This is a genomic window from Marinicellulosiphila megalodicopiae (assembly GCF_045862395.1).
GTDB lineage: Bacteria > Pseudomonadota > Gammaproteobacteria > Pseudomonadales > Natronospirillaceae > Marinicellulosiphila > Marinicellulosiphila megalodicopiae.
In genome coordinates this window covers 331,857-355,197 of the sequence record NZ_AP023087.1, presented here as the reverse complement: position 1 = coordinate 355,197, position 23,341 = coordinate 331,857, and the positions used below count along the sequence as shown (strand labels likewise).

19 protein-coding genes are annotated in these 23,341 nt (G+C 33.5%); 12 read left to right on the top strand and 7 right to left on the bottom strand.

Annotation, left to right across the window (positions count from 1 at the left end; genetic code table 11):
• Positions 1–4 precede the first annotated feature (4 nt).
• A complete protein-coding gene (locus TYM08_RS01475; protein ID WP_422381207.1) occupies positions 5–1,159 on the bottom strand; it encodes a D-alanyl-D-alanine carboxypeptidase family protein in 1,155 nt (384 codons plus the stop codon).
• Positions 1,160–2,266: 1,107 nt separating this feature from the next.
• Between TYM08_RS01475 and TYM08_RS01470 the strand changes: the two genes are divergently transcribed.
• The 10 genes from TYM08_RS01470 (at position 2,267) to TYM08_RS01425 (ending at position 10,139) form a co-directional block, all read left to right on the top strand.
• Positions 2,267–2,614, top strand: a complete 348-nt coding sequence (locus tag TYM08_RS01470; RefSeq protein ID WP_422381206.1) for a hypothetical protein — start codon at positions 2,267–2,269, stop codon at positions 2,612–2,614.
• 108 nt (positions 2,615–2,722) lie between these two features.
• Positions 2,723–3,319: a DUF2796 domain-containing protein gene (locus tag TYM08_RS01465; RefSeq protein ID WP_422381205.1), complete on the top strand. Its 597-nt coding sequence runs from the start codon at positions 2,723–2,725 to the stop codon at positions 3,317–3,319.
• 106 nt (positions 3,320–3,425) lie between these two features.
• Positions 3,426–4,145: an ABC transporter ATP-binding protein gene (locus tag TYM08_RS01460; protein WP_422381204.1), complete on the top strand. Its 720-nt coding sequence runs from the start codon at positions 3,426–3,428 to the stop codon at positions 4,143–4,145.
• Positions 4,123–5,379: an ABC transporter permease gene (locus tag TYM08_RS01455; RefSeq protein ID WP_422381203.1), complete on the top strand. Its 1,257-nt coding sequence runs from the start codon at positions 4,123–4,125 to the stop codon at positions 5,377–5,379. Before TYM08_RS01460 ends, TYM08_RS01455 begins: the two co-directional genes overlap by 23 nt.
• A 24-nt stretch (positions 5,380–5,403) precedes the next feature.
• A complete protein-coding gene (locus TYM08_RS01450; RefSeq protein ID WP_422381202.1) occupies positions 5,404–5,934 on the top strand; it encodes a DUF3299 domain-containing protein in 531 nt (176 codons plus the stop codon).
• Between the two features lie 178 nt (positions 5,935–6,112).
• Positions 6,113–6,985, top strand: coding sequence for a DUF4129 domain-containing protein (locus TYM08_RS01445; protein WP_422381201.1), 873 nt, complete (start codon positions 6,113–6,115; stop codon positions 6,983–6,985).
• A complete protein-coding gene (locus TYM08_RS01440) occupies positions 6,978–7,433 on the top strand; it encodes a hypothetical protein (RefSeq protein ID WP_422381200.1) in 456 nt (151 codons plus the stop codon). The genes TYM08_RS01445 and TYM08_RS01440 overlap by 8 nt, the downstream gene beginning before the upstream one ends.
• Positions 7,426–8,382: an AAA family ATPase gene (locus tag TYM08_RS01435; protein ID WP_422381199.1), complete on the top strand. Its 957-nt coding sequence runs from the start codon at positions 7,426–7,428 to the stop codon at positions 8,380–8,382. Before TYM08_RS01440 ends, TYM08_RS01435 begins: the two co-directional genes overlap by 8 nt.
• 1 nt (position 8,383) lies before the next feature.
• The gene (locus tag TYM08_RS01430) at positions 8,384–9,688 is read left to right on the top strand and encodes a DUF58 domain-containing protein (RefSeq protein ID WP_422381198.1); all 1,305 of its coding nucleotides are present in this window, start codon (positions 8,384–8,386) and stop codon (positions 9,686–9,688) included.
• Entirely contained in the window at positions 9,666–10,139 is a 474-nt protein-coding gene (locus tag TYM08_RS01425; protein ID WP_422381197.1) for a hypothetical protein, read from the top strand. The genes TYM08_RS01430 and TYM08_RS01425 overlap by 23 nt, the downstream gene beginning before the upstream one ends.
• 141 nt (positions 10,140–10,280) lie before the next feature.
• Here TYM08_RS01425 and TYM08_RS01420 read toward each other — a convergent pair whose 3' ends face one another.
• Complete coding sequence (locus TYM08_RS01420) at positions 10,281–11,792, bottom strand: hypothetical protein (RefSeq protein WP_422381196.1); 1,512 nt, start codon at positions 11,790–11,792, stop codon at positions 10,281–10,283.
• Between the two features lie 226 nt (positions 11,793–12,018).
• Between TYM08_RS01420 and TYM08_RS01415 the strand changes: the two genes are divergently transcribed.
• Positions 12,019–12,294, top strand: coding sequence for a YebG family protein (locus TYM08_RS01415; protein ID WP_422381195.1), 276 nt, complete (start codon positions 12,019–12,021; stop codon positions 12,292–12,294).
• 49 nt (positions 12,295–12,343) lie between these two features.
• Here TYM08_RS01415 and TYM08_RS01410 read toward each other — a convergent pair whose 3' ends face one another.
• From TYM08_RS01410 to TYM08_RS01390, 5 genes are all read right to left on the bottom strand, one after another.
• Positions 12,344–15,499 carry an ATP-binding protein gene (locus TYM08_RS01410; RefSeq protein ID WP_422381194.1) on the bottom strand — a complete coding sequence of 1,052 codons (3,156 nt, stop codon included), beginning with the start codon at positions 15,497–15,499 and terminating at the stop codon, positions 12,344–12,346.
• Complete coding sequence (locus TYM08_RS01405) at positions 15,496–16,656, bottom strand: ABC transporter substrate-binding protein (RefSeq protein ID WP_422381193.1); 1,161 nt, start codon at positions 16,654–16,656, stop codon at positions 15,496–15,498. The genes TYM08_RS01410 and TYM08_RS01405 overlap by 4 nt, the downstream gene beginning before the upstream one ends.
• A gap of 862 nt (positions 16,657–17,518) precedes the next feature.
• A complete protein-coding gene (locus TYM08_RS01400) occupies positions 17,519–18,709 on the bottom strand; it encodes a phosphoglycerate kinase (RefSeq protein WP_422381192.1) in 1,191 nt (396 codons plus the stop codon).
• 223 nt (positions 18,710–18,932) lie between these two features.
• Entirely contained in the window at positions 18,933–20,018 is a 1,086-nt protein-coding gene (locus TYM08_RS01395; protein WP_422381191.1) for a nuclease-related domain-containing protein, read from the bottom strand.
• An 83-nt stretch (positions 20,019–20,101) separates the two neighbouring features.
• Positions 20,102–21,358 (bottom strand): D-amino acid dehydrogenase, encoded by a 1,257-nt coding sequence (locus TYM08_RS01390; protein ID WP_422381190.1) that lies wholly within the window; start codon positions 21,356–21,358, stop codon positions 20,102–20,104.
• A 213-nt stretch (positions 21,359–21,571) separates the two neighbouring features.
• Here TYM08_RS01390 and TYM08_RS01385 point away from each other — a divergent pair, with 213 nt between their 5' ends.
• On the top strand, positions 21,572–23,317 hold the full coding sequence (locus TYM08_RS01385) for a tyrosinase family protein (protein WP_422381189.1): 1,746 nt from the start codon (positions 21,572–21,574) through the stop codon (positions 23,315–23,317).
• The last annotated feature ends 24 nt before the right edge of the window (positions 23,318–23,341 follow it).

Here is a 23,341-nt window from a genome sequence, read left to right as displayed (position 1 = left end):
CAAATCAATTAAATAAGTTAAAAAAGAACAAACTGATCGCATCCCACAAACGGGCAAAAAAGCCTGCTTGCTCAACGTCATTTAACGCCACGACCACTTGTTCATGAACAATTTCGCCTTCTAAAGTAATCACTAACTTACCTAGAACATCACCTTTAGCGATCGGCGCTTCCAACGTTGGATCAATTTCAATTTGAATATCGTGTAAATCTCGGGTATTTTTTTGGATGGTTTTATTAATTGGCTCTAACAAACCAATATCGATGCTTGAAGCCAACCCTTTCCAAACACGGGCAGTATGTAAGGACTCATTGGCAGAAACCAAGGTGGCGCTTTCAAAAAAGCTGAATCCGTAATTTAATAATTTTTTAGATTCGCTTGCACGAGCGGCAGTACTTTTAGTGCCCATCACAACCGCAATAAAACGTGTGTCTTCTTTAATAGCTGAAGACACTAAGCAGTAACCAGCTTCTTCGGTATGACCTGTTTTTAAACCGTCCACTGATGGATCGTCTCGTAATAACGAATTACGGTTCGGCTGCTTAATGCCTCCGTATTCAAACGACTCTTCTGAGTAAATTTTATAAAGTGCAGGGTCATGATAAATAATCGCTCGCGCTAACAACGCTAAATCCATTGCGGTTGAGTAATGACCTTCTGCCGGCCAGCCTGTTGAGTTTTTAAATTGCGTGTTATTCATACCTAATTTTGATGCGTATTGATTCATTAACTGAGCAAACACATCTTCGTCACCAGCGATATGTTCTGCCATAGCAATAGAGGCGTCGTTACCTGATTGGATAATTATGCCTCGCATTAAGTCTTCAACTAAAACATTGGTACCAACTTCGACCCACATTTTAGAGCCTTGTTTGCGCCACGCCTTTTCGCTGATTAAAACTTCATCGCTCATGGATAGATTACCCGACTTTAACTGCACTTCTGCAATATAAGCGGTCATCATTTTAGTTAATGATGCAGGAGGCAAACGTTCGTCTGGATTGTTTTGAACTAGAATCTCACCCGTATTAGCATCCATTAACACATACGAACTTGCAGCCAACTGAGGTGGAGCGGGCAATAGAGGCACTTGAGCCGACACAAAACCAGAGAAAACCACCAAACACAAAACTGCAAAACGAGACAATAAAAAGGACATAATCCTACCCAAAGTTGATTGAATGAAAAAAGAAGACAAATGATAGCAAGAATTGGTTCGCTCTTTAAGTCTAATTATCTATATAGATAGTATGATTTGGGATTCTCTTATTTAATATCAGTTAAAAAACGTTAATAAAATGTGTGAAGTTTAAGGCAGCCAAGCTTAGAAAGCTTTATTGCGCGTTGGGATGAGTGTAATTTTAATGGATGACGAAGGATTGCTCTTGTTGTTTTAAAGTTGAAAGATCAAGCCTGGGGTCAGATCCACTTTTTAAAAAGCAAACTATTTCGCCTCTAAGAAAAAATGGATCCGACCCTTGGATTCCACCCCATGGATTCAACTCCCTAGTAGTTCAAATTCGTCGCCGCTGCTTGACGCTTATACTGATTCAAATTTCGAGCTCACCTTTCTTGTTGTAGTAAAAATAAACCTCTAAAACTAACCTCGAACAAGATTTAAAAACCAACCGAACCAACTTACAACAGCAAAGTCTTTAACCACACTTCACCACCTTTTAATTCAAACTTATATGCACAGTGATCAAATCTCAACAGGCATAACCCATGACAATATATGAACTTTTAATTTGGTTGTTTACACCCATTGTATTAGCGCTAATTTTAAGCGCTATGTTGATGAAAACCCCGTGGTTCAACAAAAAGCTGTTTATCGGTCTAAGCGCTGTTTACGGGTTACTCAGTATATGTTTTGCACCCAGTTTTTTATGTAACACTACTTGCAGCTCAGCATCTTTTTACATAGCTTTTCTAACACTATGTATAGTTTTTGCATCCATCTTTTTTTAATTACAATCACTGCTTTCATTTTGTATTTAAAACCTATAATCATTCCCAAGATCGATTGACTCATTTTTTGTCATTAATAAAAAACCCGGGATCAGATCCGTTTTTTGCGAAGCAGATAATATATGAGTCAATTAAAAATGGATCCGACCCAAAATAGAGACATCTCCAAAATTAATGTTTTCTGTCTATTTTCTAATATAAAAAATGAAATAAGATCGAATTAAATCAATTATAAATATCCTTACCTTGACTGTTCATATTGGCAGTGTATCATCGGTTTTTTTTCGAGTTTTCATCTGTGAAGTCTAATAATATTTTATTATGCTGGTTAGCCTTTAGCGTATTGTTTAGCGCGACGTTTGTGCAACTGCATCATATTGAACATATTGTTGACAATGTGAATAATGGATCAATTTCATCACAGATCGCTCAAGAAAAAATCCCCCTCGATGCTGCCATTGATCAATGTAACACCTGTCATCAATGCGCACACATCTCGCTTTTTATTGCGCTCACACAATCTTTTGATTTATCTAATCACTCACATTTTAGCGTAAATAATTTCTTAAACCATTGCGTTTTAACTCACAGTAAAAACTGGTCTGCATTACAACCTAGAGCCCCTCCTGCTTTTTTAATCTCTTAACACTTTAAAATTTAAACCTTAATTTTGATAAAAATTTGATGCGAGCATTCGCGGGATTTTCTACGCCTTTTTATCAGAAAATTATTAATTAAAAAGCAGATTAAAAATATGAAAAAATTACTAGCAACCTCAATATTAACAGCCGCATTTTCTTCAAATGGATTTTCACAGGATATGCACACCCAACATGGCGCTCACGAACACGGTGCGGCTAATTTGAATATTGTACAAGAGAATGATCAGATCATGATTTCACTTGAAACTCCGGCTATGAATATTCTTGGTTTTGAACACGCACCTTCAACCGAAGAACATGTTACAACGATACACAATGCTAAAACTCAGTTACTTAATGCAAACGCACTATTTGAATTTAATAAAAAAGCAAACTGTCAATTTGTCGAAGCAAACATTGAGTCTGAGTTATTTGACAACGAAGCGCATCATGAAGATGAACACGAAGATCAACACGAAGATGAACACGAAGATGAACACGAAGATGAACACGAAGATGAACACGAGTCTCATAATGATATCGACGTCATATGGTCTTTTCAGTGTAAAAAGCCCAAAAAACTGACTGAGTTGACAGTTAATCTTGCTCAATTCTTCCCTTCGTTTATTGATATTGATGCTCAATATATTTTGCAACAATCACAAGGTGTGATTGAGCTTTCTGCAAAAGACAACGTCATTAAATTTTAAATTTTAAACGTTCATAACAACTAAAAAGATCACCTAGCCACTTAAAATATCGACATTAACTCAAAAATCGATATTAACTGACTAGGTGATCTTTTAGGAGACTTAAATGCAACCGGTTATTAAAATCAAAAATTTGTGTCATATCTGGCCAAATCAAACTCAACCAGTTATTAATATCAATCAACTTGAAATACAAAAAGGCGATACGTTTTTTATTCAAGGTGCAAGTGGCAGCGGCAAAAGTACATTTCTCAATATTTTGGCGGGCATTATTTCTAACCAAACAAGTGAAGTGCAATTATTAAATAGCAACATCAGTCAATTAAGCAATAAACAACGCGATCAGTTTAGAGCCAATCACATTGGTTATATTTTTCAGCAGTTTAACTTAATCAATTACTTAACTGTTTTAGAAAATGTGATGCTTGCATGCCAAGCATCTAACATTCGCGCAGCACGCGCCATTAAAAAGCATGGATCAATACAATCTGCCGCTCATTTTTATTTATCTCAATTAAATATTGATGAATCACTTTTGCACAAACAAGCGATGCGATTAAGTGTGGGCCAACAACAACGAGTCGCAGCCGCTCGTGCGTTAATTGGCCAACCAGAAATTATAATTGCAGATGAGCCCACCTCTTCATTAGATCAACAAAACGTCTCAACTTTTATTGAAGTATTAATCAGTCAATGTAAAAAAATTCAGGCCACGTTGATTTTTGTCAGCCATGACTTAACGCTTAAACCACATTTTAATTCCCATTACATCCTGAATGCGAATAATCTAAAGGAGCAAGACCATGCTGTTCATGCTAACGATTAAAAGTTTAAAAAATCGTAAACTCACCGTTTGCTTAACCCTTTTTATGTTAATCAGCAGCGTAGTACTTTTATTAAGTGTGGACCGAATTCGAATCGACACACGCAACAGTTTTGCAAATACCATATCTGGAACCGATTTAATTATTGGCGCCCGCACAAGTGATATTAATTTACTGCTGTATTCTGTATTTAGAATGGGCAATGCCACAAATAATATTGGCTGGGACAGTTATCAAGAAATCATCAAACAGCCCCAAATAAAATGGAGCATTCCTATTTCATTAGGTGATTCCCATCAAGGATATAAAGTAATTGGAACGGATAATAATTATTTTAAACATTTTCAATACGCTCAAAAAAACAATCTTGAATTTTTAGAAGGCGAGCAATTTAAACATGTTTTTTCAGTGGTACTAGGTAGCGAAGTCGCACAAAAACTAGGCTACCAATTGGGCGATTTAATCTCTATCGCACATGGCGCAGGCACCACTTCTTTTACAAATCATGATGATAAACCGTTTACTGTCACAGGCATTTTGAAACCCACTGGCACACCGGTAGATCAATCATTACACGTACCACTTGAAGGCATTAGTGCAATTCATATTGACTGGTCAAATGGTTCAAAAAAATCAGGACTCTCAATTTCAGCACAACAAGCATTAGAAATGGATTTAACCCCCAACAGCATTACCTCTGCATTAATTGGCTTAAATTCAAAAATGGCGATTTTTTCGTTTCAACGTGACATTAACGAATATCCAAAAGAGCCATTATCCGCAATTATTCCAGCCACCGCTTTGGCTAAATTATGGCAACTGATTAAAGCAGGCGAATCTGCATTATTTGCCGTTTCTATTATGGTTTTAATTACAAGCTTAATAGCAATGACCACTGTCATTCTATCAGGCCTTAACGAAAGAAAACGCGAGATTGCCGTACTAAGAGCCATTGGTCTGCCTGCAAAAAAAATACTGACTCTATTGATATGCGAGTCAACTTTTTATGGCGTAATAAGTATTGGCATTGGATACGTGATTCACGTTTTCAGTATTTTATTAACTCAAAACTGGTTACAAACCCATTACGGCATTCAATTACATTGGATGATGCCGTCCAATTTTATGTTAATTACCTTAACTGGATTTTTGTTGATGAGTGTCTTACTTGGTTTTATACCAGGTTTAAAAGCATACTTTAATACATTATCTGATGGTTTAAATCCAAAAATATAAGATCAACGACATAAGGTCAACAGCATGAACTCAAACAAGTATTCTTTATCAATTTTTATTTTATTTTTTGCAGGTATTCTTGCCTTATCAGCCTGTCAAAAAGCAAACATAAATAATGTCGAACAAATAGAGCTTACCTACAAAGAAATAAGTTGGGACGACTTATTGCCAGAAGAAGAAAAACAAATTCAAGAAAATACTGAATCAGCTATTGAAGCATCCATTATGCAAAGCTTTGGATTTGATATCATTGAAGCAAAAATGGTTGATGAGTTAAATAATCAGTATATAAAAATTCCTGGTTTTATTGTTCCATTAGAGATGAAAGATGATGCGGTCACTCAATTTTTTTTAGTGCCTTATTATGGCGCATGTATACACACACCTCCACCGCCTAAAAATCAAATGTTATATATAACCACTCAGCCATTTGTTTTAGAGGATATGGACGCACCTGTCTGGGTAGAAGGAAAAATTAACGTGGAAGAAACACATTCAAACTCAATGGGCACTTCTGGGTATTCCATAAAAGCGGATAACATTTACCTCTATTAACTCAATTTGGAATGGGCTAATTTGGAATGGACTGATTTGGAATGGACTGATTTGGAATGAGATAATAGTTTTGTATTCATTTTCTATTTGTCAACAATTTTAATTTCCTTACTTTTTTTGCATTTCATTATTTTTTAAGTTATTTTCTTTGGTCATTAAAATAATAATGAGATATGAAATGTTAAAAAGTAAGGATTTTACTAGCAATAGTTTCATTAAGGCAGTTCATGTCAGCCTATTTATTATATTAATCATTCTATTTTTAGACACCTCTGTACGACATATTAAATTCAATTCAATTATTTCATTTGATAGCGGCGCAATTCAAGCTGTTATTGTCATTGTTGCATTTTTAGTAATTAAAAAAATGATTGCAATTAAGGGCTTAAAATCCACAATAATTATCATTATAAGCACAATACTTGCAATCAATATTTTCGTAGCAGCAATTAATTTTATTCCAAAAAAAGAACTCCGTGAACGCAAAGAAAACGAGACATTAACATTCACAGAAACCCAAACTGAAATAACAGTTGAAGAAATTGTACAAGAACAAAATGTTAAGAAGAAAATAAAGGAACAACCCAATGATGGCCCTACCAACAATTCTATTAGCATCATATTAAAATACAGCTGGATTTTAAATTTTATTGTATTAGCAATAATAAGTTATGGATTATTTTATTATGCCAGATCAAAAAATAAATCGTTCATCATAATTGAAACAGCCACTGAAGAGCCAAGCGACATTCAAGAAATTAAAATAGAAGAAATCACTGCAAAAACATATGAACAGGGTGTATATCATATTTATCGTCAATTATGTGAAATTGCAAAAAATAGAAATGGTATCACACGTAAAAAATCAATGACGCCCACTGAGTATGGTGAACTATTGATTAAACTAGACTTTCCAAAAATTGACATACTCAATATTATCGAAGCTTTTGAAGCGTTACGTTATGGCGATATTCAAATATCCGATGATCATATTCATACACTTAATTGTGCATTAAAAAACATTAATCAAGCGATTAAACAACATGATTGAATTTTTAGCATCAATGACCCCACTTAGTTGGTGGATAATTATCATCTTTTTAGTATTGTATTATTTATTGCCTTTTTTTAAGCATCTTGAATTTAATAGCTCATCAATCACAATTTTAAAAAGTGATAAACAACTTGGCAGCGATTCTTTAAATAAGTTCACGAACAATGATTACTATTCACTTTGTTTAGAACTCGTTCAATCTTGGCAATGGCAAATTAAAATGAAGTTAAACATTTCATTTCAATCCTTTGGTTACGCACAAATCAATCAATATATTCTTAATCAAATTAATCCTGTCGATAGTCATTGGGTAACGCAACTACTTGATGATAATTTAACATTTGAAGAAAAAAACGAACTTGAAAAAAATATCACCCTTCAACAATACTCCAGTTTACAATCGGCTATTAAACAAGACATAAAACAGGGCGTAAATCATGACTGAAATTAACATTCAAAAAATAAGCAACGAGATCATCAATGAAGTTTCGAAAGCTGTAATTGGTAAAAATGAAGTTATAGAAGATGTCTTAGCTTCATTTTATGCAAGTGGCCACGTTTTATTAGAAGACAATCCTGGTGTGGCGAAAACCTTATTAGCTAAAAGTTTATCGACTGTATTAGGGTTAGAATTTTCACGCGTTCAATTTACACCTGATTTGCTGCCAAATGATATTACAGGTGGACACATATATAATCGTAAAACCAATGAATTTGAATTAAATAAAGGCCCTGTGTTTTCAAATATTTTACTAGCTGACGAAATTAATCGTGCGTCCCCAAAAACACAATCAGCCTTACTCGAAGCCATGGCAGAAAAACAAGTAACATTAGAAGGTGTTTGTCAAAAACTACCCGATCCATTTTGGGTAATTGCCACACAAAATCCATTAGAACATGAATCCACATTTAATTTACCTGAGGCTCAACTTGATCGCTTCGCGTTAAAACTCTCAATTGGTTATCCTACTGAAGCGTTAGAAATTCAATTATTAATGAATCGACTTCAACGCAAGCAAGATGAAGTATCGCTAACTCAAATTTTAAATACACAAACCGTTCAACAAATTAAACAACAAATTGAACATGTTGAGGTTAATGAATCTTTAGTGACTTATATTATTCAACTTATTCAAAAAACAAGAAATTCAAGTGAAATTGCATTAGGTGCCAGCCCAAGAGCAGGGTTAGCATTATTAGCACTTGCAAGAGCTCGTGCTGCTATTCAAGGTCGGTCATTTGTTAAACCTGATGACATCAAACATTTTATTTATAAAGTGTTATTACACAGAATTGTATTAAAACCAGAACTGTATTTATCAAAAGATGAAGACATAAAACAAATCACCCATGTAATAGAGAGCATCAACCTTCCTGTTTTGGAAGGTATTTAAAATGCAATCGATGCAGCCTAAATTGCAGTATTTTGCTGTCATTAGTTTTTTATTATTCCTGATCACACTTAATAAATGGTTTCTTGCTTGTGCGATTTTATTTTTGTGCATTCCATTTATTGTAAATGTATTTAAATTTTTCACATTAAAAGAATCAAACTTTAAAGTAAGCAGAGACATAATTAACGTGACCGATGTAGACAGTATCGTAACTGTCACATTGAACATAACCAATAACGGATCAAAATTAGCTTGGGTAGAAATAGAAGATTTAATGGATGAATCATTGTTGTATAAAAATTTGGATGGAAATAATTCATCTAACAAATGGCTGTATTCATTTGAAGAAAACGAAAAAAAGACACTGAATTACGAAATTAAAGTATCAAGAGGTATTCATGAATTTAAAGGTGTGAATATCACCACTTGCGATTGGCTAGGTATTAATAAACACAAAAAATTCATTAACTTAACATCAAGTATTCAGGTAAATCCTCGTTTAGATATTCAAGACAGAATCAATATTAAATCAAAATTATTACACGGATTTTCAGGATTAATTAATTCCAAACGCGCGGGTGTAGGCGTTGATTTTTTTGGATTACGCGAATACAACAATCAAGACAGCTTAAAACACATTCATTGGCGTGCATCCGCTAAATTACAAGATGGTTTTTTAGTTAAACAGAATTTAATTACTAAAAACTCTACAGCCATGATAGACATTGATACACGAAGTAAATTGTTACCAAAAGACGATTCTATTAGATTATTAGAATACAGTTTAAAAGCGGCTCGACTTATAAGTGAAGTATTAATTAATGACGGCCACAAAGTTGGTATAACCGCAGAACAAAAAGTTCAAAATATAATACTGCCGGCTCAATGTTCAAATCAACAAAAACTGAAAATTAATAAACTATTATCCAATATAAGTGAACATCAAGGGATAGGCCCTAAAGCACTGGTAAATATGCCGAATATGTTTTTAAAAAATTATTCAACATTAATTATTATTAGCCCCTTAGAAACCAATGATACAAAATACTTATTAAATTTAAGACGCAGAGGATTTAATGTAATTTGTATATCATTGGATTATAGTCGTGCATTAAAAGACAACCATAACGATATATGTCAATTAAATTCGAACCATTTACAATTAAAACAAAGTTTATTAACAAGCGGGCTATTACAAAAAGGCATCATTGTTATTAATTGGGACATCAGTCAACCCTTTAGCCATTGCATACATCAAATTAATTTATTTGGAAGACTTATAAATGAAACTAAATATAGCCTTTAACGTATTTCTTACTGTATTAATTTTCATGACGCTAAATAACACACTGGGGTATATTTTATCTTTTGTACTGATTCTATTTAATTTAGCTTATTCGAAAAACCACAACCGTTTATGGGCATTAAGTTGCATCCAATGCTTAATACTTTTACCTGAATCCGAAATATTGGCACTGGTATTAATTGCAGTTTCAAATATTATTTATTATTTCAATCAACAATTTAATACGACTTATCAAAACCACCCTGTGGATTTTATTGTTAAGCGAATATTTGTTTTATTAATTATACAAGCAGTTTTTATAATATTACTTGCGTTCTTAAATTCTACACTTCATTTTAAGTTTGATATCATCATGTCGATATTAGGAGCAATCGTAGCCTGCGCATTGTTTTATATATTATTCATTCGCACTCTATTTAAGGACACTCTGAACAACCAAGATAAATATTAGTTATTCAGAGTTTTAAGATCATTAAAAATTGAATTGATATTATAGGTTTCCGTTTAGATTAAAATACCAATATTTTTATTTCACCTTATACCAAAAAACCGCATCCATGCGGTTTTTTAATTTTAAAAATTTATAAATATGTTAATTAATATATTTATCGATCTCAATTATAATTCTACTATCATTGGTTGCATCAGTTGCGCCTATATCCAAATAATAAGTACCAGGCTCTAAATCAATTGATAAATAATATTGAGTATCGTTAACTCTAAATACATCATAATTATCTATCATGACTTGTTCGTCGGCATCACTTAAATATACAAATATTTCATTTTCTGTTGTCATTCTAAAAAAATAAGTAGCAGAAGTATTTACTATAATTGGTTTACGAATATTCCCTGGCGCATCTTTTTCTTCACCACTATCATCAAGCCAAACAGCGGTATGTTCTGATTCAAAACTTGGCCCATCATTAGAGTTTTGTGCATAATAATCAAAGAAACTTTGCTCAGTTTTAAGTTGATAAAATAATGTACTGGCCTGTCCTGTCACGTTTATATTTCTAAAATAAAAATGATAATTACCGCTATCTAACACATTAAATGGGCTTTCAATTATATTTGCAACATCATAAAAAATTACTTCATCATTATGTACCACAGTAAGCTCAAGTAAATCTTCATCATTTTCAAGAGTAAATACAGATCTAACAGGCGTATTATCAGATACAATTGTTAACGTATAAGAAATAACAGAAAGATCATAATCAAAATCTTGAGTTTGCTGATAATTAAAATCCAATGACTTATCAAAATTAGACACACATAAATCCACTAAGTCTGCCTGAACTTCAATCGATGGATTTTCATCAAACGAATAATGTTCAATATTCCGATAATAGCACGGCTCAAGTGAATCTTTTTGTATCGTTTTATTTAATAATGCAACACTTGAAAAATCATCGCCATAAATACTAATGGTTTCATCAATTTTAAATTCATTGATTGCTCGTATAAAAAATCGGCCATAGGATTCATGATTGACAAAAACTTCCAAAATCGATTGCTCGCCTTGTGCTGAATAAGCTGAATCAACTATCACAAATTCATCATTGCTATTTTCATAGTTAAAATTTTCAGAAATGATGCCATTAATACTTTGGGATTCGTAATCAAAACTCCTAGCAATATTATCATCGTAATATTCACATTGATCTGTATGGATTTGTTCTGATATTGAAATATTTGATCCATTTACATCATCATATTCAGTTGTGATATGTAAACTGCCTGAAGCTGAACAGTTATAAGTCTGCGTCACAATTTCGACTCCATTCACAACATCGGTAGTTTCAAAATCAGGACCATCAGAAATAATGTCAGTGTAAATTACATATTTATCACTAAACATAATGTCATATTCAGAATACAAATATTGATAATTTTGCTCGGTGATTTCTAATGAATAACTTGCATTGGTCACTGGATTAGCCAAAATTGTGCTATTTGCAGGGTTCACTTCCACATCATTATTAATGGCTGTCTCGGTGGATGTGTCAGTGATTGAATCGGTATCATCGCCTCCTACCGTAACCTGGCAACTTGATAAAAACAAAAACGCTACACTTAACAATCTAAAAGAATTATTCATAATATTGACCAGTCATCAAAAAAATTAAAAGAAAATCGAGAATCTATTAAAAATAGGCAACAAACCTATGCATTGCAATTTTATACATAATACAAAGTCACAATACAAATATTCGGAAACCCTCCACATAATTGACATTCAACACTTTCAATATTGGAATTAACCATTGACAGATTCCTAATTTTAAAATACTGTACATTCAACCAGTATAAAGTGGAGAATTGAAATGGCTGTAATCGCAGTTTGGAAATGTGATCGGGATGGTAGTATGTTTGCAGATAAAAAAGAAGCAGAAGAACATGATAAAATGTTGGAGCTTGCTGCCAATATTACTATTTTATTAGAGCGAAATATCGAAGGTATTACCGAGCAAATGGGTGAGGATATTGGTATTTTATTAGCTAAACATCGCGAAAATTTAGCAAAAGCTTGTAAAGGTAAACCAGAAACACTACTTGAAGAACTTGATGAGAAAGTAGTACCTATTTCTAAAGCTAAATAATACTTTAATATTTACGCACTTTTAAAACGACAAAATCATTTGTCGTTTTTTATTTATCAAGCCATTTTTGTAAAATTAACAATAATTCATTTTCATCAATAGGCTTAGCAATATAATCATCCATGCCTGACTTTAAACATTTCTCTTTATCGCCTTTCATCACATTTGCTGTCATTGCAACGATAATCATTTTTTGATATCCACTTAGCAAACTTTCTTTTCTAATTTTTTCCGTAGCTTGATAACCATCTAATACAGGCATTTGGCAGTCCATCAATATTAAATCGAATTCAATAGTTTGATGGCTATTTAATAAATCTACAGCTTGCTGTCCATCTGATTGAATAGTCACAATACAGCCAAATTCTTCTAATATTGTTTGAGCGACAATTTGATTTACTCCATTATCCTCCACTAATAAAATACGCTTATCCAGTAATGGGATTTTAAATTCTGTATTATCTTTAATTTCAATGATTCCATCATCAAACTTAAGCAATTTTATTAAATCTAAAATACTAAATATAATCGGAATTTTAACCAAACTTATTTCTTGAACGGTAGAAATATAATCATCATTATTACAAATTTTTAATATATGGTGTGCATCATTACTAATTGTATTTTCAAATATGGTATCAGTAATAATATATTCAAAATTCTGGGCAACTTCACTTGGTACATAATCTTTAAATATAATTCCTAGAGCATTTAAATATGCAACAACTGTATGCTTAATATCACCTGTGAGCGCTAATGCGATTAGGCAAGTTTCAGTATATCGTTTATCGCACTTATTTAACCACGAAACAGATTCACACTTTATTCTAGCATCCAATGAAAAAATAAATTTACTTCCTTTTCCTACTTCACTTTCTACAACAATATCCCCACCCATTAAATTTGAAAGTTGATGTACTATTGATAAACCCAATCCTGTTCCACCGTAATTTCTTGTTGTAGATGCGTCCACTTGAGTAAATTTATCAAATAAGGAATCGATTTTATTTTTAGGAATACCAATACCAGTATCACATACTTCCACTTTTATTAGTTGTCCTTTCTTAGATTTTTTAGCAGATACATTTACTGAAACATTCTTAATATTGGAACCATTATTATTTGTAAATTTAATTGCATTCGATAGTAAGTTCGTAATTATCTGACGTATTCTCGTTGGATCTGACATGATAACGTTACATACAGCCATATCAATATTTAAACTTAAATTAATACCCGCCTCTTCTGATTTTAAAATAAATGTTTGCATACTATCTACGATTGTCTGATACAAGGATATTTCTATATTTTCAATTTCTAATTTACCCGCCTCAATTTTTGAGAAATCTAAAATATCATTAATAATCCCTAATAATGAAAGTGCTGAAGACTGAGCCATTTTAGCGAATTTATTTTGATTTTCATTTAATTTTTGTTTTTTAAGTATATTTAGCGTCCCAATTATCCCATTCATAGGTGTTCTAATTTCATGACTCATATTGGCTAAAAATTCAGATTTCAATTGCGCTGATGCTTCGGCATTTTTTTTAGCATTAACCAATTGTTCTTCTTGCCTAATTCGAGCTGTTGCATCAACTTGTATACCTACAAAATGTGTCACATCGTCATCAGCATTTTTTACTGGACATATCTTTAACTCATTCCAAAACTCATCACCATTTTTTTTATAATTCTTTATTATTCCAGAATAACTTTTTTCTAATTTTATTGAATCTCTTATCTTATTTATTTGCTTTTTATCTGTATCTTCACCTTGTAGTATATTACAACTACTGCCTATTACTTCATGCTCACTGTATCCCGTTATATCGTAAAATGATTGATTCGCATAAATGATTGGATTTCCATCTTCCAAGTTATTTGTCATGATCAAGCCATTAGGTAATTCACTGATTGCTTGATTAATCACTCTAATTTTTTGTTCATCTAAGAATTCTTTTGTAATATCAGTACCAATAAATACGTAACCAACTTGCCTTTCATTTTCATCAATTAAATACTGCTTTGACCATCGCATGATGGTCTCTTCAAAATCTCGATTAATATAATGACAAATATCTTTTGAGTTCGTTTTTTTATCATAAAATAGTTCAGAACTATTTAATAATTCTTTATTATTTTGCATACCGCAATTCTGTTTAAATGTGTTAAACATTTCATTATTCATTTGCAAATTAAATGTAAAATCCATAACAAATATCACATCTTCCATTGAATTTAAAATTGAAATTATTTTATTATTTGAAATGTAAGATTTATTAAGATCACTCATCAATTGATTGAATTTTTTCGATATTTCATTAAATTCATAGGACTCTTCTCCACCAATCATTCCACTATTTTTTGGCCCTTCTAATTTAGATAGTAAATTTATAAAAAATTTAGACGACATTTTTGTGGAGAAATATAAAACAATAGAAGTGAAAAAAAATACTGAAAATATTGTAAATAAAACAAATATCCAAACAATTTTTAATTGTTTAAACGAACTAGATTCTTCATTATAACTTCTAAACACCATTTCATATATTATATTCTTTTCATAATAACTTATTGATCCTTCGATGTGATTATCTGAATGGATAATTTCTATATTATTTTTATCATAAATTGCCCATATATTATTTTCATGTGCATTAACATAAGCTTCCAATATCTCTATTGGGTAAAAACTAATAACAGCCCCTTCTGTTGCTTCAAAGTAAACAACAGGCGTCGCTATAAATACACCTTTTGTATCAAATTTAACAAAACTATTCCCCTTATTTAGTACTTCATCTTTCCAGATATAATTATTAATAGTTTTTGAAATTTCTTCGTTATTATTTGCATGAATGATTCTTCCTTTATAATCGGCCAACCCAATATAGGTTTTACCATAAACTGAAAAATTGAGTGAACCAAAAAAAATAGGGATATAATCTTTTTTAGTTTTATCGTCAATTAATCCATTAACAATAAATGCATTTTTAGCAAGGGATTCGGTTTGCTCAATCGCGTTTTCAATGAAGTTTTCAATATCGTTGATGATCAAATCACTATAATTTTGATGCTGTTCATTCATGCGTTGTTTCACAACAAAACTGGCTAAATATAATTGTATTCCCATAATTAACACCAACCCAATTACAAGCCAGGGCAGAGTTTTAAGCCAAATTAATTTACTTAATCTTGGATATTTCATTGTATATTTTCAATTGGGACTAATCGTCCATTTTGATTAAACTGGGACAGTAAGTAGTCAGGTAATTCAAGCGCTTCATGTGTTGATTCGCTAAAGGCTGGGGCATATTGTTTGATTAGCCCTGAATAGTGCAATCCACTTTCCAGCGCTTTTTTTATTTCAATGCTATTGGTCGTGCCTGCTTGGTTTATTGCTTGTGCTAATAGCTGGACGGCATCATATCCTTGCGCAACCCCAACCTGTGCAGGAATATCTATTTTGGCAATATCAGGTTCATACGCTTTTTGATAGGCTAAAAATACGCTCTGAAGCAGCTCGTTATTTTTTTCTAAAAAAGAGAATGTTTGTAATACAGTTAAATCAATTTGATTAATTGCATCTAATCCAGCTGCATCTACAAAGCTACCACTGGCTAATCCCCAATGTGAAATAATGGGAGTTGTATCTTGCATATTTAACTTAATTAAATCATTAACTATTACAGCGCCTTCAGGTGCATTTGCTACTAATATAATTGCCTGCGCACCTGAGTTTTTTATATGTAAAATTTGATCTTGCATACTGTTTTCTTGCCAATTAAACCACTGGATATCACTTATTTGAATGCCAAACTTTTGTGCTGCATTTTTTATTGATACTTCATTTGAACGCCCCCAACCCGTTCGCTCCAAAAGCAGAGCAATTTTATTAGCGCCTTTTTTTTGGGCGTGCTGTATTAAAACTAATCCTGCATGCTCGTCACGCACCGACACCCTAAATACAAAATTAGGATCATACCCATTATCAATAATTGAGGTGCCTGCAGCCCAAGCACTGATAAATACTATTTTATTGTCATGAATTGCTTTGAGCTCACTTAATACAACCGGAGTGTGCACACCTCCTAATATACCTACCAAATTGGGAATTTTGGCAAAATCTAAAATATTATCAACGCCACGAGCAGGGTTTCCTCTATGGTCTTTTACAACCAGTTTGAGCTGTTTCCCTAATACACCTCCATTTGCATTAATTTCATCTATAGCTAACAAAGCACCACGCTCAATTGCCTGACCACCAAGCTTTGCAACCGCACTCATATCGGCGTCTAAACCAATAATTAATGCATCACTAAATGCTAAAGGTGAAACAATACTAATAATATATATTAGAACCATATTGAATCGTGATCTAACTGACAAATACATAACAACCTCAATTTAAGATACATTCTTAACTGAGTATAGAAGAGAATTTTGGGCTTAAACGGGGAATTTTTAATTAATTATCGGGCTGATTTTAAGTGTATACATCTGATAAAAAGGACTGATCAGCCATGTTTAACTCTATTGCAGAGCTTCTATTACAGAGTTTCTATTGAGCAGCAAAATTAAACCAGTGTTTTACCTGTTTTGTAAATACATCGTCGTTTAACAATTCAATTTCATCCATGAAAAAAACAGAATTTAACGCATTAATAATGAATTGATCATTTTTTTCATCGTTAATATATTGAATCTAATGATATTAATTTTGTAAATCCCTTCATATTCATTACTTTCTATTATTTTTTTAACCAAAAAAAATGGCCTAGTTTAAAAACTAGACCATTTAATATCACTAATTACTTGCCACCAATAAACAACAAGCTTCAGATTAATTTAAACCTGTGCAGTACGAAACAAAAAACAAAAACCTATAGGTCATCCCTTTAGGGTGTCATTTTTATCGACGCAATACACCAAGCTTCAGATTGATTTAAACCTGTGCAGTACGAGGCAAAAAAATAGGAGCTTATGTTTTATAAGTGACTATTTTTTTAACGACGTAATGTGCAGGTTGATTAATCGCGGGAAAACTTGTGTAGTACGAGGCAAAAAATAAGAGCATACAGGAGTATGTGATTATTTTTTAACGAAGTAATACACCAAGCTTCGGATTGATTTAAACCAGTGCAGTACGAGGCAAAAAAATAGGAGCTTATGTTTTATAAGTGACTATTTTTTTAACGACGTAATGTGCAGGTTTAAATCGGTCTGATTAGTCTTCTAGTGCTGCTACGCCTGGTAATACCTTCCCTTCCATATATTCTAACAACGCGCCGCCGCCTGTTGAAACATAAGAAACGTCATCACCAAAACCTAGGTTGTTAATTGCTGCAGCAGAATCGCCACCACCAATTAAAGAGAAAGAACCCGCTACGGTTGCGTCTTTAACTGCGGTTGCTACGGCTACTGTACCGTGTGCAAATGCTGGAATTTCAGAAACGCCCATTGGACCGTTCCATAAAACTGTTTTAGATTCGCTGATTACTTTAGAGAACAATTCACGAGTTTGTGGACCGATATCTAAACCTTCCCAACCATCTGGAATACAACCACGTAATACCACTTGAGTGTTTGCGTCGTTTGAGAAATCATCGGCTACTACGTTATCAATTGGGAAAATTAAGTTAACGCCTTTTGCTTTTGCTTTTTCTTGTAATTCTAAAACGTATTCTAATTTGTCGTTTTCACATAAAGAATCACCGATGTTACCGCCGGCTGCTTTTGCGAATGTGTAAGACATACCACCACCAATGATGATGTTGTCTGCAACGTCTAATAATTTTTCGATAATTAATAATTTATCAGAAACTTTCGCGCCACCCATAATTGAAGTGAACGGCTTGTCAGCAGATTTTAATACTTTATCAGCATTTACTAATTCAGCTTCCATTACTAAACCACATACTTTATCAGTGAAGAACTGAGCAATGATTGAAGTTGAAGCGTGTGCACGGTGAGCGGTACCAAATGCGTCATTTACATAAACGTCAGCGCCTAAGTCAGCTAATTTTTTAGCAAAATCTACATCGCCTTTAGTCTCTTCTTTGTAGAAACGTAGGTTTTCAAGTAAAAGTACCTGTCCAGCTTGTAATGCAGCTGTTTTTTCTTTTGCTTGAGCGCCAATGCAATCATCAGCGAATTGAACGTCAGTACCAATCTTTTCAGAAACAGCAGCAACAATGTGCTTTAAAGATGATTTCTCTTCAGGTCCGTCATCTGGACGACCTAAGTGAGACATTAATACAACAGATCCGCCATCAGCTAAGATTTTCTTAATAGTTGGCACAACCGCATTAATACGCGTGAAGTCAGTAATGTTGAATTCTTTATCCAATGGCACGTTAAAATCAACACGTACGATGGCTTTTTTACCTGCAAAATTAAAAGATTGTAATGTTTTCATATTATTGGGTTCTAGAAAAAAAGAGACAGTTTACAACATCTATTCTAAAACTCAATGTGAAGCCTGATTATTTCCAGATGAGCCGTGATTACTAGGCTTAAGCGCACTAATGTAGTGCTTTTCTCCTTAAGGATAACCACAATACAGGTTGATTCAATAGAGCTTTAGATTATAAATTGTACAATTTTTTTAATTGGAGATTGAATACTAAGATTGATTAGATTCAAGCTTTTATTTGTTCTTCAAAAACCAAATTTTCTTTTTCACACTCTAAACACACTACATAATAGTTTGATTTTTCTTTGCGGTTTTTTACATTTTTGGATTCACAAAGTGGGCAGTTAATTTTCATTGAGGTATTACACTCGCATTTTGAGCAAAATACATAATATCCGTATTTACCCCACTTGCCTGTTAAATATTGCGCTTCATTGCATTTTTTGCACTGAATTAAATGCACTGATTTTTCAACATCGTCTATACTTGGTGTGGTTATTCTTGGTGTGGTTATTCTTGGTTTAGTTATTCTGGGTTTAGTTATTATAGGTGTGCTTATTTTTTCTTTAGCGACCTCAATTAATGGCTGTTCTTCTTTTATTTCAACTTTTTTATTCCCTTTATTTTTACTTTTCTGGTTTTTATTTTTACTGCGACAGCTTTTATCAGCTTCTAATAAAAACTTTCGAATATTTTCAATTTCAGCGGCTTTAAACCCTGGTCGCGAATCTAAAAATTTGGACGCGGAATCCAAAATACTTGTGGGTAATTTCATGATTTCTTTGCATCGATCAACAATAAATTCGGCTTTCACCATTTTATTCTTAACTGATTCGCTTGCTTGATCTCTATTAATAATTGCATTAGAGGAGATTGCGCAAAGCTGGTCCCAGCATCGCCCGCCAAATCCCATTTGAAATTTATTAAAAATGAGCCGCCCTAAAATACTGGATGCATTAGCGGCCAATAACTCTTTTAATAATTTCTGTTGTAATTCAACTTGTTTAATTGGTGATGCCATTCCAGAAAATTGACGATTAAAACTTCTGCTCCATTCGCCTAATTCATTTACACGCACATCTCCAGTGATGCTTTTTGATTCAATTAAAATAAACCCATATCGATACACAATTAAATGATCAATCTGACATTTTTCATCATCAAAAGATAATGTCAGATCATTAAACACTAAAATATCCGATTGATTTTTAAACTCTCTGCGCAAATAAAACGCAACCGATTGTTCATGTGCAATGCCTGCTTTGATTCTGGCAGATTGAGCATCAATTGGATCTTTATCTTTGCAAATCATTGGAAACCTTAACGAGTAACAATCAAAATATAAGCTCAGTATAAATGAACAAAACAAATGGATTCAATTAAAAACTTAAAATGCTATTGATAGCGATTGATCGACAAACCTTCGTCATCGATTTCCAGTGGATGATTATTGATCATATCAGACACATATTTTGCACAGCCTAATGACATAGTCCAACCTAATGTGCCATGCCCTGTATTTAAATATAAATTTTCAATTTCAGTTTTACCCAAAATCGGAGTGCCATCGGGTGTCATTGGACGCAAGCCTGTCCAAAATTCTGCTTTTGAATAATCCCCTGCTTTTGGAAATAAATCTAAAATCGAATGAGATATATTTTTTTTACGCGCTGGTGGTATTTGTAAATTATAAGAAGCAATCTCTGCCATGCCGCCTACTCGAATAGTATTGCCTAAGCGAGTCATCGCCACTTTATAGGTTTCATCCATGACCGTGGACATTGGCGCGTAATTTTCATTTAAAATAGGCATACTCAATGAATAGCCTTTTATAGGATAAACCGGAATTTTAATATCAATACCACGCAATAAATGCGTTGAATAACTACCAAGCGCCAATACAAAACTGTCAGCTAATATCTCACCCTTATCGGTTATAACACTTTGAATTACATTACTATTTTTATTTAGACTTATTATATTGGTGTCCATTAAAAATATGACACCCAATTTTTTGCAATGCTCAGCAAGTTGGGTTGTAAACTTTTGGCAATTACCTATTTCGTCATTAGGTAACCTTAAGCCTCCCACAATTTTATGGATATTTTCTTTTAATGCTGGCTCAAACTGCAAACATTCTTGCGCACTTAATACTTGATGCTCAACATGACTTTCTTGTAAGACTGCAATATCTTTTTTAGATGCATCTATTTGTTTTTGAGTACGAAACACCTGCAATGTGCCAAGCATTCGTTGGTCATATTCAATATTCAATTCATTTCGTATCGATTGAAAACACTGTAAAGAATATTGAGCGACACGCATCATGCGGGATTTATTAATGTAGTAATCATGCTTATTACAATTTGCTAGCATTTTCATCATCCAGATAAGTGAATGCATATCTAGATCTTTATAACTGAGTTTAAAGGGCGCTAAATCTTGAGTTAACCACTTCATTGCTTTTAAAGGAATGCCAGGAGCTGCCCAAGGCGCACTATATCCTGGTGAAATTTGTCCAGCATTAGCAAAGCTGGTTTCCATAGCCACATCAGGTCTTCGATCAACAACGGTAACCTCATGACCACTTTTTGCTAAATACCAAGCGGTTGTGACTCCAATAACACCTGCACCTAACACAACAATTTTCATGCATGACACCTAATCAACGCGACCCCTATAGCATGATCCCTATTTTGAATTTTCGCCAATATTTTTTATTTTTATATGCGTATATCAAGAGATTTTTTAACAATTAATTATGCTAAGAATCCATTTCACTCTCAATGAAATAAATGCTATAAACTAACAGCGTTCGAGAAAAAATTCACATATTAACTTCAGTCATCATTGGAAGATATTTTTATGACAGACACATTAAACCCCACTTGGAACGATTCAATCCTGATTTTATTTACCAAACCCTACTGGGTTAAAGACCCATCCGAAGTTGCTCAGCAATGGCAGGGCTGTATGTCTGGTTATTTCATTGATTTAACAGATTATGAAAGTGTCAAACAATGGCAGGTCACTATTTACAATCATCTACGCTCGAAAAGTATGCCCTTAACTGACGACCCATCCCAATATTGGCCAGATGACGCATTAGAGTTATTTAGAACCTGGGTCAATCAAGGCAGCAGACAAACAGATCAAGATCCGATTTTAAACTTACACATCATTGATTCACCTCAAAACCCTTCAGTTAATTTAAGAATTCGCAAAAATATTGCATTTATGAGCAGCGAAGAATTAAACCAATACCGTGCTGCAATTGAGGATTATGATGCAACCAGCCTAGATATTGAGAATTCTCTTTGGCAAAAAATGGCAGACATCCATACAAATTGGTGCTTACATTATCAAGAAGCATTTTTACTGTGGCATCGCGCTTACATGATGTATTTTGAAGAAAAAATTGGGATGGCTGTTCCCTATTGGAATTGGATGTCACCAAATGCAACTAAAGATGGCGATCCAGAAGCTGGACTGCCACAGGCGTTTATTGATGAAACTTATGAGCACCCAATCACTAAAGAAATTCGCCCTAATCCTCTGCGATATGCAATTGCTCGAAATGCCAAAAGCAAAGCCTGTATAAATGATGTGACGTTACCTGATGGGCAATGCCGTTATGTTCAGCGTGATCCTATCTTATATACAAAAGGCAAAGATTCACAAAAAGAAAGACAGGCAAAACTCAACTTATTAGGTAAATTCCAACAGCAAGTCAGCCAAGCACTGCAGTGGGATGTGTTCAGTACACCTCAAGGATCTCCTGGTTATCCTTGGGCAAATATCCCTTCGTTCGAGCCACCTCCACCTGATAGTGATTATCCACACAAATGTGATTTTGATGGTCGTTACGAACAGCCTCATGACAACTTTCATGGCTGGATCGGATTTGATATGGCGGATAATACTTACACTGCGTATGACCCAATTTTTTGGTCATTACATTCAAATATCGATCGAATATATGAAGTTTGGTTACGTCAAAATCCACAAGCACAATATACCGCAACGTTTCCAATCCGTCCTTTTATAGGAAGCGATGCAAAATCTGTTCGTTTTGATGATGATCGTTTATTTGTTTATACAACTATTGGTGACATGGCAAAAGACAGCCGATCTTTAGGTTATGATTTTGAGCCACCTAAATTTCCAGATTCAAAAGGCACAGATTACGAACCTTGGGAAGATTATTTATATATTATTTTTGATGGCATTCGATGCACCCACGACACTTATTTTATCGACGCATTTATTAATTTGGAAAATCCCACCCCAGAAGATAAACATAACGAAAACGCCATTCATTATGTTGGCAGGCTCAGCAGAATTGGCATGGGCATCGAAGATGATAAAAATCGCTGCATCAAACATGGTGTGACTCGAATTTTAGATGCAAGTTACAACGCTTTTTATGGCAAATTAACAGCACCTAATTCTGTCAGTGTCTCTTTATTAGTGAGCGACAGTAAACACAATATTGTGCCTAAATCTGAGTATGAAACACTACCTGGATTTAATGCATTTTCAGTTTGGACAAAAGGACCTGAAAAAAAGAAAGAAGAAAAGCCAAGTGATGGTTGTAATCATTGCAAATAATAAACAATAAAAGCAGAGATCATA